Annotated in this window: 11 protein-coding genes; 7 read left to right on the plus strand and 4 right to left on the minus strand. The window is 52.4% G+C overall.

All coding sequences use genetic code 11. The features are described from left to right. Window positions 1-291 precede the first annotated feature (291 nt). The 7 genes from BST81_RS19260 (at window position 292) to BST81_RS19290 (ending at window position 5,862) form a co-directional block, all read left to right on the plus strand. Window positions 292-600, plus strand: coding sequence for a carbon dioxide-concentrating mechanism protein CcmK (locus BST81_RS19260; protein WP_075600134.1), 309 nt, complete (start codon window positions 292-294; stop codon window positions 598-600). 247 nt (window positions 601-847) lie between these two features. Then, window positions 848-1,192 carry a carbon dioxide-concentrating mechanism protein CcmK gene (locus BST81_RS19265; protein WP_075600135.1) on the plus strand — a complete coding sequence of 115 codons (345 nt, stop codon included), beginning with the start codon at window positions 848-850 and terminating at the stop codon, window positions 1,190-1,192. Between the two features lie 6 nt (window positions 1,193-1,198). Further along, a complete protein-coding gene (locus BST81_RS19270; protein WP_075600136.1) occupies window positions 1,199-1,501 on the plus strand; it encodes a EutN/CcmL family microcompartment protein in 303 nt (100 codons plus the stop codon). 164 nt (window positions 1,502-1,665) lie between these two features. Then, window positions 1,666-3,684, plus strand: a complete 2,019-nt coding sequence (locus BST81_RS19275; RefSeq protein ID WP_075600137.1) for a ribulose bisphosphate carboxylase small subunit — start codon at window positions 1,666-1,668, stop codon at window positions 3,682-3,684. A 12-nt stretch (window positions 3,685-3,696) separates the two neighbouring features. Continuing rightward, entirely contained in the window at window positions 3,697-4,311 is a 615-nt protein-coding gene (locus tag BST81_RS19280; RefSeq protein ID WP_075600138.1) for a hypothetical protein, read from the plus strand. Between the two features lie 72 nt (window positions 4,312-4,383). Beyond that, complete coding sequence (locus BST81_RS19285; protein ID WP_075600139.1) at window positions 4,384-5,121, plus strand: BMC domain-containing protein; 738 nt, start codon at window positions 4,384-4,386, stop codon at window positions 5,119-5,121. Window positions 5,122-5,136: 15 nt separating this feature from the next. Continuing rightward, window positions 5,137-5,862, plus strand: a complete 726-nt coding sequence (locus BST81_RS19290; RefSeq protein WP_075600140.1) for a phosphate ABC transporter permease — start codon at window positions 5,137-5,139, stop codon at window positions 5,860-5,862. A 4-nt stretch (window positions 5,863-5,866) separates the two neighbouring features. Here BST81_RS19290 and BST81_RS19295 read toward each other — a convergent pair whose 3' ends face one another. The 4 genes from BST81_RS19295 to BST81_RS19310 all read right to left on the minus strand — a co-directional run bounded on the left by BST81_RS19295 (window position 5,867) and on the right by BST81_RS19310 (window position 13,480). Continuing rightward, window positions 5,867-6,496 carry a precorrin-8X methylmutase gene (locus BST81_RS19295; protein WP_075600141.1) on the minus strand — a complete coding sequence of 210 codons (630 nt, stop codon included), beginning with the start codon at window positions 6,494-6,496 and terminating at the stop codon, window positions 5,867-5,869. 62 nt (window positions 6,497-6,558) lie between these two features. Next, the gene (locus BST81_RS19300; RefSeq protein WP_075600142.1) at window positions 6,559-7,362 is read right to left on the minus strand and encodes a TPM domain-containing protein; all 804 of its coding nucleotides are present in this window, start codon (window positions 7,360-7,362) and stop codon (window positions 6,559-6,561) included. 221 nt (window positions 7,363-7,583) lie between these two features. Beyond that, window positions 7,584-11,105, minus strand: coding sequence for a response regulator (locus tag BST81_RS19305; protein ID WP_075600143.1), 3,522 nt, complete (start codon window positions 11,103-11,105; stop codon window positions 7,584-7,586). 116 nt (window positions 11,106-11,221) lie between these two features. After that, window positions 11,222-13,480 carry an ATP-binding protein gene (locus tag BST81_RS19310; RefSeq protein ID WP_075600144.1) on the minus strand — a complete coding sequence of 753 codons (2,259 nt, stop codon included), beginning with the start codon at window positions 13,478-13,480 and terminating at the stop codon, window positions 11,222-11,224. Between the last annotated feature and the right edge of the window lie 69 nt (window positions 13,481-13,549).

Here is a 13,549-nt window from a genome sequence, read left to right on the forward strand (position 1 = left end):
AGATAGATTCAATAAATATTTTTCATACAAAAAATGTCTTCAAATAAGTCTCAATTTGAGATATGTGAGTACTCACATCAGTAATAAATTAACTTTACTAATAAATGTCATTAAGAACAATCATTTTGACCTATATTGTCAATTGAGAAAGACTTACCCTATTCTTTTGAATAGAATACTAAAGCTCCTGAAGCTGAGACTTGATGGGCCTTTCCGTCAAATTTTTTTAGCGAGGATCGGTAGGGTATTTTGACTGAAAAGTATTAATTTTGTGTTTGTAGGAGATTAGCAATGCCGATTGCAGTTGGCATGATTGAGACTAGAGGGTTCCCTGCTGTTGTAGAAGCAGCGGATGCAATGGTGAAAGCCGCTCGGGTCACCCTGGTCGGTTATGAGAAGATCGGAAGCGGTCGGGTGACCGTTATTGTCCGGGGGGACGTTTCTGAGGTTCAAGCTTCGGTGGCCGCCGGTATTGAGTCTGTGAAGCGGGTCAACGGGGGCGAAGTTCTCTCCACCCATATCATTGCCCGTCCTCACGAGAACCTGGAGTATGTGTTACCGATGAGTTACACCGAGGCTGTAGAACAGTTCCGGACCTAACTTTACAATTACAGACGCCCTTCAGACTGAGGCCCGGTGGGTTCAGTCATGGGTTCAGTCACTAGAATTCCACGGGACAAAATCTTTATTCCTGGTCAGATCAGCGAGAGGATAGTTCCATTGGGGCAGCCCGATTTAGGGATCGCCTTTGAGTCAGCTAGCCGGGCCAGTTCAAGATTACCGATTTGAGTTCTAAGACCTTGTTTTCAAGTTTGAGTTAAGAACAGATAGGAAGGAGTCGATTGTTATGGCGATTGCAGTAGGTATGATTGAGACCCTGGGCTTTCCCGCTGTTGTAGAAGCAGCAGATGCGATGGTGAAAGCAGCCCGGGTCACCCTGGTGGGCTACGAGAAGATCGGTAGCGGTCGCGTTACGGTAATTGTGCGGGGAGATGTTTCTGAAGTACAGGCTTCTGTCGCTGCTGGGATGGAATCGGTAAAGCGAGTGAACGGCGGTCAGGTCCTGTCCACCCACATCATTGCTCGCCCCCATGAGAACCTGGAGTATGTTCTCCCCATTCGCTACACGGAAGAAGTTGAGCAATTCCGTGAGAGTGTCAATGGCCCTCGTTCTCTCCCGGTTAGGTCCTAGAAATTAATGCAGATTGCCAAAGTTCGCGGCACGGTCGTCAGCACACAGAAAGACCCCAGCCTTCAAGGGACCAAATTCTTGCTTCTGCAATTTGTGGATGAAGCAGGCAATTTACGCCCTGATTATGAGGTTGCGGCTGACAGTGTGGGTGCAGGGGTAGATGAGTGGGTGCTTGTCAGTCGTGGAAGTGCTGCTCGTCAGCTCTCTGGGACTGAACGGCGTCCACTGGATGCCCTCGTTGTAGCGATTATCGACACTGTCAGTGTGGACAATGCTCTGTTGTATAGCAAACGAGAGGCCTACCGTTAGAGAGCTTTCTGGGGGAGCAGTTTTCTGCTCTGGAAAAGCCATCTAGCGGCAGGCCAGCTGCGGATTTGATGGCCGATCGTTCACTTAGCTATTCCGGGCTCTTTTTGCCCTGCTCCCTCAGCTTGCTGTCGCAGCAACATCGTTTTCATCAGGAGAGGTTTTTTATGGTAGTCCGCAGCTCTGCGGCCCCCCCTACTCCCTGGTCTACCAGTCTGGCCCAACCAACCATTCATGAAACAGCCTATGTGCATGCCTTCTCTAACATCATTGGTGATGTCCGAATTGGCTCAAATGTTCTGATTGCACCGGGAACCTCAATTCGAGCAGATGAGGGGAACCCATTTCATGTTGGTGCAGGAACGAACATTCAAGATGGGGTGGTAATTCACGGTCTGGAACAGGGTCGGGTATTAGGAGACGATCAAAATCAGTACTCTGTCTGGATTGGCAGTAATACATCGATTACCCATAAGGCATTGATTCATGGCCCCGCCTACATTGGGAACGATTGCTTCATTGGTTTCCGATCGACCGTCTTCAATGCCCGCATTGGCCATGGTTGTATCGTCATGATGCACGTTCTGATCCAGGATGTGGAAATTCCGGCAGGGCGCTATGTGCCTTCCGGAGCCGTGATTACAACACAGCAACAGGCCGATCGTTTGCCAGAAGTAGATCCAGAGGATCTCAATTTTGCCCGTCATGTCGTCGGGATTAATGAGGCTCTGCGATCCGGGTATCAATGTGCTGAGAATGTGGCCTGTATCCGATCGATTCGAGAAGAGACGGTACAAGAAACGTCTGGTTACACCCCTTATGGGTCCAGTGGAGACAGTTATAGCCCCTACAAATCAACCAATGGTTCTGGAAGTCATGATCACCAGGAGTCAACAATGCGACTGAGTACAAATATTCTGCAGCAAGTGCGCCAACTGCTGGCAGGCGGTTACCGGATTGGCACTGAACATATCGATGAGCGACGCTTCCGCACAAATTCCTGGAAGAGCTGCCAACCTTTCTCATCCACCCGTGAGGCAGAGGTCGTTTCAGCTCTTGAATCCTGCTTGCAGGAACATTCCGGTGAATATGTCCGGCTGTTCGGGATTGCCCAGGGACGACAACGGGTGGGAGAAACGATTATTCAACGGCCTGGTGATCAGCCGATTAGCGAAAGCACGACAACCTATCGTCCCAGTAATAGCTCTAATGGGCAGGTCACCTCTGGGGGGGGTGGGTCAGTCAGTGGGGATCTGCAACAACAGGTGCAGCAACTGCTGAATCAAGGGTACTACCTGGCGGTAGAATATGCCAACCAGCGACAGTATCGGGCCAATGCCTGGAAGAGTGGTCCGGCCATTCATACCAGCCGGGTGGGAGAGGCAATGGGCACCCTGCAGTCTTTTCTGGCAGAGCATCGTGGTGAGTATGTGCGCCTGATTGGCGGCGATCCAAAAGCCAAACGACGGGTCTCAGAAACGTTGATCCAGACACCGGACGGCCAAGTTGCATTCAGCAGTGGTTCTAGTTCAGTCACAGGTGGCAGTGCTGCAGTCCGATCCACCGCAGGCAATGCAGTTAGCTCAGATTTACAGCAGCAAGTGCAGCAGTTACTGAATCAGGGATTCTACCTGGCAGTGGAATATGCCAACCAGCGGCAATATCGGGCCAATGCCTGGAAGAGTGGTCCATCCATCCATACCAGCCACTTAGGGGAAGCCATGAGCACCCTGCAATCTTTCCTGACAGAGCATAGTGGCGAGTATGTGCGTCTGATTGGCGGTGATCCGAAGGCCAAACGGCGGGTCTCAGAAGTGCTGATTCAAAGTCCGAATGGGCAACCCGTTGCTGGCAATGGTCAGACAGCCCCCGCCTACAGTACTCCTGCCCCCAGCAGCGCCCCTGCCACGTCAGGCACAAAACTGACGAGTGAAACCTTGCAGCAAATTCGCCAACTACTGGCTCAGGGGCATCGGATTGGAACGGAATACGCCAATCCCCGCCAGTATAAAGCCAGTTCCTGGAAGAGTGGCGCAACGATTCAGGCCAATCGGGAGTCAGAGGTCATTGCCGCCCTGGAAAATTTCCTGGCTGAACATGATGGGGAATATGTGCGGTTAATTGGAATTGAACCCAAGGCCAAACGGCGGGTTTTAGAATCCATGATCCAGCAGCCCAAGCGCTAGGAAGGAACGTCCATGTCACTACCGGTCCTGCATCCCCCTAACAACCTGCATTCCTATGTTCGGGGCGATGTCACCATTCATCCCAGTGCCGCGATCGCACCAGGAGTCATCCTTCAGGCAGGACCGGGATGCCGAATTGTGATTGCCGCCGGGGTCTGCATTGGGATGGGTACCATCCTGCACGCCTATCAGGGGGTGCTGGAAATTGAAGCGGGAGTCAGCCTGGGCGCGGGGGTATTAATGGTCGGGCAAGGCCGAATTGGGGCCAATACCTGCATCGGTTCCTCCACCACTATTTTTAATAGCTCCATCGATCGAGATCAGATTATTCCAGCAGGTTCCATTGTGGGCGATACCAGCCGTCGATTCGACGAGCTCAACGCCACAGACACGGTGATCCTGCCCGATGCTGTCATCTCTGAAGCTGCGGCACCCATCCCCGCTCCTGTTGAATCTGCTTCCCCGGATCCCTTCCCTGCCGAGGCCATTCAGGCTACTGGTATCAATGTCTATGGCAAGGTTTACGTCAACCAATTGATGGTGAAACTGTTACCCAATCGGCAGCCCATTCAGCCTGTTCCTCCCACCGAGGAACAGGCCCTCCCCAGCGACCCCTGGGAAGAATAACCAGGAATGCCTCCTGACTGATTAAGATAGAGTTACAACTCGAGTTACTATGACAGCTTCACCCTGAATGTAATGGGTTTTGAAGGAGATTATACTGACCTGGCCCTGGGCCTGGTATCCGTCCAGAGCTTTCCGGCCATCGTGGGCATTGCCGATCACATGCTGAAAGAGGCAGGTGTGACCCTGGTTGGCTATGAGAAAATTGGGGGCGGCAACTGCACAGCCATTGTTCGAGGTGGAACCGCCGAAGTTCGACTGGCTGTTGCGGAAGGTGCAGAACGGGCCAAACAATTTGGGCAAGAATTTTCTTCCCTGGTCATTCCCCGGCCCATGCCCAATCTGGAAGCGGTGCTTCCGATCGGTCAGCGGCTGGCCCAACTCGCCACGGGCCGGGGCCATAGCATGCTCAGCAGTCACGCCATCGGGCTCCTGGAAACGCGGGGCTTCCCAGCGATGGTGGGGGCTGCCGATGCCATGCTTAAATCAGCCGATGTAATTCTGGCTGCCTACGAAAAAATTGGCGCTGGGCTTTGCACTGTCATCATTCGGGGAACCGTCTCCAATGTGGCCATTGCCCTGGATGTGGGCATGCTTGAGGCCGATCGAATTGGGGAACTTCACTCGGTGATGCTTGTCCCCCGGCCCCTGGAAGACCTGGATCAGACCCTTCCCCTGGCCAGTTGCTGGATCGAAAAACCCCAACCCTTGCCAATGCTACTCTCGATTCAGGCAGAAGAACGGGAGTTAATTGAACTACCAGATGTCCTGCAGACGATTACCATTACCCGGCAGGAAGAACCGGAAAGATAACCTCACTGTGCCACCATGCTGGTTTCCCTGACTCGTGAGAAGTTTGAGCAACTGATGCCCCTGACGGCAACGGCAACCCAGTACAAGTTTTGCTGGGGTAAGTTGCAGGATTTTTTGCGTCGGCTTTCAGTCTCATTTGTAGGCGGAGCGGCTGCCCTGCTCTTAAGGGCTATCCTGGGACCTGACTTTTTTGGAGTCATTTTGCTGTTTGCCATTTGCGCTGTGCTCTACTGGCTATGGGCACCGGTTTTGTGGGCTACCCTGCGGAATCGAGAGATGCGGAAGATTCCCTACAGTGGATTCTGGCAAGGTGAGGTGCTGGATGCCTACGTCAGTGAAGAGCTGATTGGCAAGGAAGAGACGGTGAACAAACGGGGAGAACTCGTCATTGTTGAGAACCGGGAACGCCGCTTAAACCTGGAAGTAGGAGACGAATCTGGCTTTACTACCCAGTTACAGGTTCCACTCAAGCGGGAGCACCAGGGCATTCGGCCCGGACTCATCGCTGCCATGGTCGTGTTGTCCTATGAACCAGACCTGGCTGATATTGTCAAAGTCAGCGACATCTACATCCCCAGTCGCAATATCTGGGTAAGTGACTATCCCTATTTACGTCGAGATCTCTTCGTGGAAGTAGCCCGCAGATTAGGCTCCCGGAGAAATCGAGAAAAATTAGAGCGCCCTTCTCGGCGGAGTTCCCGCAAGGGCTCCCGGAAACGGCGGGTAGTCGAGGAGGATTAACCCCTCAGCCCACACCTGTGCGTTCCTGACCATAAGCCTGCCAAGCCAGATCAACCAACCCATTGACGATCGCAGCCGCCACCACAGCGCTGCCCTTGCGCCCTTCAATTCGAATATGGGGCACCATAGAATCATTCAGCCGTCCCTTGGTCGCTTCAATATCCACGAAGCCAGCGGGGGTCCCAATTACCAGGGCCGGACGGATTTCCTCCGCTTCAATTAATTCCACGATCGCAGTCAGAGCCGTTTGGGCCTGACCCACCACAAAAATCCCTTCTGGGTAGCGGCGAGCCAGGGTTTCAATCCCCCAGGCAGCCCGAGTTTTCTCTCGCTGAGGCCGGGTCAGGGCATCCATACTACAGTAAACCGGATTCGAGAACGTTCCCTGAATATTTGGCGCAATACCTACCTGCACCATCGGGACATCCACAATAATCGTTGTTCGGGCAGCCAGAGCAGCGGCTCCGGCCTGTAACGCCTGATCAGAGAACCGGATCAGGGATTTATATTCAAAATCAGCCGTCGCATAAATGACCCGTCGGACGATCTCATACTCTGCCGGTGAAAAGGTATGGTCTCCCATTTCCCGATCGATAATACCCAGACTCTGGGCATCTGTTATGTGCCATTCCATAGGAAAGCGTTCAGCAATCAGCGGTCAGCTTTTAGCTTATCAGACTGCGCTGACCCAAGGGTCTAAGTCTCCGAGGTTGAAGACGGACTGAACATCGGTGACAAGTAAGCGACCAGGGCTCCGATGGCAAATCCAATGAAGTTGCGGAGCAGGGGAAGGAAATCAGAAGTTCGGGTCACCACAGGACCAATCCCAAAAGCAATGAACAAAATGGCCCAGAGGGGAGAAAAAATCAGCGCCCACTGCCAGGCAAAAATCTGGCCTTCCTTACGGGGATGGGCCGCAAAGCCAAAGACGATCCCCCCCACAATTGAGGTGATCAGGGTCAGAATCCACTGTTCTCGGGGTAAACCGGGCACCACCCGGCAACCGCCCCGGCGCAGGCAGGCCTTAACTGACTCCAGGGACTGGATAATCGCTTGATCTTCGCCGTTTTCTCGCACGAAAAACTGATTCCCAAAGCGGGTTTGCAGCTCAATCCAGAAAGTACGCGGCATCAACTCATAGAAATCATCCCCGACGCTAAAGTTGAGGATATTCCCCCCCCGCGAATCCGCCACCAGCAACAGGCTTTTATCATCCAATCCCCAAAAGTCTTTCACGGCTCGACCTGGTGTGCGATCGAACTGGGTTAAAACTCGCAATTTCCATCCCGTTTCTGCCTCAAAAGCCTGGAGGTCCTGATCCAGATTCTCTCTCTGAATACCGGTCAGGGATTTTGCCAGATCGACCACATTGGTTTTCTGGCTTGGCAATAGCTCTGGGTTGTCAAAAGCCAGGGCCATGGCAGGCACAGCCCAGATTGATACGGTCAGAACAGCCGTCAGGAGCAGATGAAAAATCTTTTGAGGAAGCAGATATCGCATGATGTCTTAACTATTGCTTTGGAATCTATTGGTTTGAAAAGCAATGCCAGGTGAAAGGCGCTGTTCATGGTGTCACAGGATGGCAGCTCCTTTACACTTGTTTACCTATTTTTAATACTACAGCAGTTTTTCAACCGGTTTAGAACCACCGCCCGAAACCGGGACAGTAGTCATCTGAAGAAATTTAGCAGACCGCACCAGTCTTTTTGATCTCCCCTCCATCAACCATTCAGTAACGCCTGAATCTTGTTCCCCAACTGTCTTAAACTCACGGGTTTTGCCATATATTCATTCACTCCGGCAGCCAGACACTTTTCTCGATCGCTGGGCATGGCCAGGGCAGTCAGGGCAATAATGGGGATGGCCGTCAATTCCCGGTCTGCCCGGATCTGACGGGTGGCCTCCAGGCCATCCATTTCCGGCATTTGAATATCCATCAAAATAATGTCAGGCTTATGGGTTTTTGCCTGGTCGATCGCGACCTGCCCATTTTCAGCCAGTATGAGCCGATACCCCTGGCTTTTGAGATAGTCAGACATCATATCAATATTGAAAAGATTGTCTTCCGCCAGCAACACCAGCGGGGCGGTCACCGAAACTGGGGTTCCGATCAAGTTCGGCAATTCCGTGCTGAGAGGGTCTAAATCTAGTGCCCCGGCCCTAACCTCCGAGCTACAGGGCAACGTGACGGTAAAACAACTCCCTTGCCCTACCACACTGGTGACGGAAACTCCCCCCCCATGCAGTTCCATAATCTGCTTCACTAAAGCCAGCCCCAAACCAGTTCCTGAATATTGACGGCTAAGACTGCTATCAATCTGGACAAAAGGCTGGAACAATCGACCCAGATGTTCTGAGGCAATCCCAATCCCCGTATCCTCCACAATAAAAGCCAGAAAGCCAACATTCGGAGACGCGTCTTCCAGGAAGGAGGAAAAAGGTGCAGCGATGCTTGCCGATTTAGCCCCCCAATCGATTAGCTTGACCTTCAGCGTCACGCTACCGCCTGCTGGAGTAAATTTTACGGCATTCATCAGTAAGTTAATCAGCACCTGGCGCAGGCGGCGTTCATCCACCTCGATCAGGCTAATTCCACTTTGAATAGAGCAGTCCAGGGAGATATTCTTCTTGAGCGCTTGTTGCCGGACAAAAGCCAGGCTGGAATCACAGAGGGCCTTGACATAGACCGGTGAGAGGGTCAACTCCATCATGCCCGCTTCAATTTTGGAGAGGTCAAGAATATCGTTGATCAGCTCCAGCAGATGTCTGCCACTCTGTTCAATAGTAACGACGACCTTGCGCTGTCGATCGGTCAACACCCCATAGACTTGGTCCTGCAACCCTTCCGACATACCCAAAATGGCATTCAGGGGCGTCCGTAACTCATGGCTCATCGTCGCCAGAAACTCATCTTTGAGGCGAGTAGCCCGTTCCAACTCTTGATTCGCCCGTTCCAGGCGCTCGTTCGTCTGGCGCAACTGGGCAGCAGCCTGCCGCCGTTCCGTAATATCTTCCACCATGCCCAGGCCATAGAGCCTGCCGCCATCCCGATCGTGCAGGAGGGTCGCCGTAAAGTTAACCCAGAGCACCCTGCCATTTTTAGTCAGGTAGCGTTTCTCCAACTGGTAGCGAGAAATCTCACCCTGAATACTCTGTTGAATAAAGTAGGTGTCGATTTCCCGATCGTCCGGATGGGTAATGTCGAGATAGGAGATCTGGGCCAACTCAGCCGCCGTATAGCCCAACATCTGCTGCAAAACCCGGTTGGTGCGGGTAAATCGATAGGTTTCGATATTGGCCAGGAGCATCCCGATCGGGGCTTCATTAAACGTCGTCCGAAACTGTTCTTCACTGTGCTGCAGCGCAACTTCCACCTGAATGCGATCGGTGATGTCGATGGCAATCCCCTGCAGCACCTGAGTTTGGCGATCCTCCAGGGTCACCAGCATGGCTTCATCCCGAACCCAAATAGTTTTTCCTGTGCCTGTAACCATTCGGTATTCAGATAGGAACGGTACAGCGGCTGAAATCGCTAGATCCAGCTCCTGCAAAACCCGTTCCCGATCCGCTGGATGGATATAGTCCGTCCACTTGCTGAAGTTTCCCGCAGACCATTCGGCGGCAGAAATCTCGAGCAAGTGCTGAATATAGGGGCTGATATAAGCATGCTCTGGGGCAGCCCTGAGGGGAGAGATATAGACCACACCAGGAATTTGCTCAATCAGCAACCGGTACTTTGACTCAGCCTGTTTCAAGGCAGCCGTTCGCTCTTCTACCCGTCGTTCCAGCTCAGCATTGAGGGTTTGGAGGGCGCGTTCAGTCTGCTTGCGATCGGTAATATCCCGCACCATTAGCAGCACTTCATCTGCACCAATTACCGCAATCCTGGCTTCTTCGCATCGCAGGTCCCCCTGCACTTCAATCTCATATTCATACGCCTGCACCTGGCCAGTTTCAAGGGCCTGCTGAATATAGGCCATGCGCTGTTGCGCCAGGGGAGCCGGAATCAAGTCATGGACATTACAGCCCACCAAGTCATCCACGGGTTTCAGCAAAGCGATCGCATCCTCATTGGTGACGAACAGATAGTCTCCCCGACTGTTCATGCGAACCAGCCAGTCCGGAATTGCCTCCAGAATGGCCCGATTCATCGCCTCGCTCTGGCGTAAAGCAGTGGTGCGTTCCTCCACCTTGCGCTCCAGGTTGGCATTAAGGATTTCCAGATTGCGATACAGTTCGGCCTGCTGGATGGCGATCGCCAGTTGCACCGCCAGTTGATCCAGTAAGCCCAGTTCAGATTCCTGCCATTGCCGGGGAGCATTGCACTGGTGCGAGATCAGCAATCCCCAGAGGCATAAATTGGGGGGAGGAGGTCCAGCCAGGGAGTTCACGGAATCCATCCATGGACTCCCCAGATCCCTTGCCACCTCCCGGTTAGGCAACTCTGCTGTGGCCGCATTTTCGAGCAAAATTGGCACCACCAGGTTCGCTTTCACCTGAAATTCCTCCAGCAGCGCCCTGTGGCAGGGGCTCAGCTCTGTACTGTAGATATCTGCTACGGCCCAGATCCTTCCCTGCAGGTAGGCCTCACCAATGCCGGATTGAAAACAGGTGTCCTGGATCTCAGCATTCAGGCAAGCTAGCCAGGGAGGTGACACAGACTCGGCCACAATCTTGCCCCCCATATTCGCCTGAAACTGGTACACCAGCACCCGATCGGTCTGTAGCAACTGACGAACTTCACCCACAGCCGTATCCAGCACTTCCTGCAATTGCAACGAGCGCCGGATTCGAAGGGCGATCGTATTGATCAAGTGTTGTTGTTCCCGCTGCTGCCGGATTTGCTCCATCAGCCCCATCCGTTCCAGAGCACTCCGGACAGCCCGCTGCACCCCTTCACAGGTGAGATCTTTTTTCTTCAGGTAATCCTGGGCTCCACTCTTTAACACCTGAACGGCGATTGCCTCATTCCCCTGATCCGCTAGGACCAGCACCGGAACCTGGTTTTTTCCGAGCTGTAGTCTCAAACGGTAAAGAAATTCCAGCCCATCCATATCCGGCAGTTGATAGTTGAGCAGGATCAGATGGGGCAGGTTTATTTGACAGGCCTGCAACGCTCCTTCGCCTGACTCCCATTCCAGAATCTCATAAGCCTGGAGGGCATCTTGCTGTAGATATTGCCTATACAAGGCGCGATCTGCAGCAGAGGCATCTACAAGGAAAATAGGGCGAGGTGGGCGCATGATACGAAATCTTTATCCCAATTTGCGTTGTACTCCTGACAGATGGGTCCTATCCTGATGTTGCCTGTACAACCGTTGAGCAGGGCCGTATCCCCAGGGAAAATCTTCAACCTGATTCAGACAGGCAACGTGAAATAGAACGTGCTTCCAGCTCCGTAGGTAGATTCAACCCAGATTTCCCCTCCATGCCGCTCAATAATTTTTTTAACGATCGTAAGTCCTACCCCCGTTCCTCCGCCATACCGACTCGGAGCATGCAGTCGTTTAAAAATTCGAAAGATCACACCCAGGTGCTTCTCCCGCATTCCGATTCCATTATCTCGAATATAAAAGGTTCGAAGTGAAGATTGAACCGCATCCGTATCGGTGGAAGCAGGCTCTGACTGAGGCAGACAACCCACTTCAATCCATTTTTCGGGTTGGTCATTATATTTCAACCCATTCCCAATCAGATTCGTCAAAACTTCTTCCAGCAAAATCCGATCGCCTTGCACCCTGGGTAGGGGCTGGGGAATGCGGATCTCAATCTGGGAAGATTCCTGGCCAATCCTGAGCACTTCAACCACATTTTGAACCAGTTGATTCAAATCCAGAGATGAGAAATGCAGTTCCTGCCGCCCCAACCGCGAGAAATGCAGCAGGGCATTAATTAGATTTTCCATCCGACAGGTCAGATTAACCAGGGTTTCAAGCTTAGCCACCCCCTCTATGTCCAAAACGCTGGCATAGTCTTCCAGCAGAAACGTGGCGTAATTATGAATTCCCCGCAACGGTTCCTTCAGATCATGGGAGGCAATGTAGGCAAAAGCATCCAGTTCGCTGTTACTGCGCTGCAATTCTAGATTGATAGCCGCCAGTTCATCTGCCCGACGGAGCACAATTCCCACGATCGCGCTCCGTAGTTCCATAGCCCCCTCAATCTCTCCGGGTTGCCAGGGGAGAGATTGACCCGTCACCGTTTCCTGCCACAATTCAAACGATTTACGGGGAAAGAGGGTCAGGGTCCCATCCGGTTCCCGGTGAGCCTGTTTATGGGGATTCCCAGCCCAATTGACGTGCTGCAGCAACTCTGGGCGAAACCAGAGGACGTAATTTTTCTGGATTCGGGTAATCGATAGGGCTAGCAAGCCACTGGCCTGCTCTTTGAAGGCCATTGCTGGAGGATACAGGGCAGACAGCCCATGGGTGATGAACAAATTATGTTGAAACTGATTCGGTAACCACTCTATGAGATTCAGCAGTTCATCCTCGGCGGGGGTTTGGCCGATCGTGACCAGGTTTCGGTCCGCATAGACCGCAACGCCCTCTGCCCTCGTCAGAGAGCGCAGATTCGCCAGATTTTGGATCAATCCATCCACAAAGCTCTCGGAGCGGGCAATCTCATCAATCAAGCGGGACTGAATAGATTTCAGTCGAATTCTATCTTCCAGATTCTCCTGTTCTTCCTTCGCGATTAATTCCAAGGACATCACCCGCCCCAGAAACTCGCAAATCGTTCGGGTTTCGTAGGAGACAAAATAGGGCGTAGTGTGATGACAGGCAATCAGCCCCCACAGCTTCTGATTTTTGATCAAAGAAATAGACATGGAGGCCCGTACCCCCATATTGTGCAAATACTCAATGTGAATCGGAGAAACAGCCCGAAGCACACTCAGGCTTAGATCCAGGGGGGAAGATTCTTCCTGTTCCCCTTCTGCCCGTATGATCTTGACGGGGGTATAGTTCACGTCAGGGATGAGGCGGAGCCAGTTAACGCTGTAAAGATGTTTCGCCTGCTTCGGAATGTCAGAGTCCGGGTAGTGCAGCCCCAGATAGGATTCCAGGTGGTCAGGCTTATCTTCAGCCACCACAGTCCCCGATCCATCCGCCTCAAACCGATAAATCATAACCCGATCGAACCCCACGATCGCCCGAATATCCTTCACAACCAGAGTACATAAGTCCTGCAAGCTGATAGCCTGCTGCATTCGACTCAAAACCCGGTGGGTTTGTTGATAAAAACCCAAAAAATCTTGATCCGCTGTTGTGCACAGGGGTTCTAATTCCAGAATAATTTTGTTTGCTAAAGACCGATGCACAATCCCATTCATCAGGGAAGCCTGATCTCCCTGCCCGATCGTTACCTTCAGGGGATTGAGATACTCAAAGTTTCCGGCCAGGCAGGCATGGATGCTCAACACAGTTGCATCTCCCAGCCAGGTAGAGAGTGGCCTGCCTAAAAGATCCTGGGATGGAATTCCCATCAAAGCAGCTCCATTATCACTCACCTGTTCCACCGTCAGGTCGGGTTCGGAGAGCACCAGCAGCAACCCATGGGGCTGAATGAACCCAGGTATGTGAATCGGTTCCCGATCGCAATTTGTTAAATCAATCATCTCTAAAATTAAATGGTGGGATTGATAATGATGGAAAGGTAGCCTGGAGGACTTCGTCTCTTGCCTCCC

Source organism: Leptolyngbya sp. 'hensonii' (genome assembly GCF_001939115.1).
Taxonomy (GTDB): domain Bacteria; phylum Cyanobacteriota; class Cyanobacteriia.

Excerpts from the sequence above, each read along its gene's own strand:
- BST81_RS19260 (WP_075600134.1), top strand. The coding sequence starts at position 292 with ATGCCGATTGCAGTTGGCATGATTGAGACTAGAGGGTTCCCTGCTGTT.
- BST81_RS19310 (WP_075600144.1), bottom strand. The coding sequence starts at position 13,480 with ATGATTGATTTAACAAATTGCGATCGGGAACCGATTCACATACCTGGG.
- BST81_RS19285 (WP_075600139.1), top strand. The coding sequence starts at position 4,384 with ATGGGTTTTGAAGGAGATTATACTGACCTGGCCCTGGGCCTGGTATCC.
- BST81_RS19290 (WP_075600140.1), top strand. The coding sequence starts at position 5,137 with ATGCTGGTTTCCCTGACTCGTGAGAAGTTTGAGCAACTGATGCCCCTG.
- BST81_RS19305 (WP_075600143.1), bottom strand. The coding sequence starts at position 11,105 with ATGCGCCCACCTCGCCCTATTTTCCTTGTAGATGCCTCTGCTGCAGAT.
- BST81_RS19270 (WP_075600136.1), top strand. The coding sequence starts at position 1,199 with ATGCAGATTGCCAAAGTTCGCGGCACGGTCGTCAGCACACAGAAAGAC.
- BST81_RS19295 (WP_075600141.1), bottom strand. The coding sequence starts at position 6,496 with ATGGAATGGCACATAACAGATGCCCAGAGTCTGGGTATTATCGATCGG.
- BST81_RS19265 (WP_075600135.1), top strand. The coding sequence starts at position 848 with ATGGCGATTGCAGTAGGTATGATTGAGACCCTGGGCTTTCCCGCTGTT.
- BST81_RS19275 (WP_075600137.1), top strand. The coding sequence starts at position 1,666 with ATGGTAGTCCGCAGCTCTGCGGCCCCCCCTACTCCCTGGTCTACCAGT.
- BST81_RS19280 (WP_075600138.1), top strand. The coding sequence starts at position 3,697 with ATGTCACTACCGGTCCTGCATCCCCCTAACAACCTGCATTCCTATGTT.
- BST81_RS19300 (WP_075600142.1), bottom strand. The coding sequence starts at position 7,362 with ATGCGATATCTGCTTCCTCAAAAGATTTTTCATCTGCTCCTGACGGCT.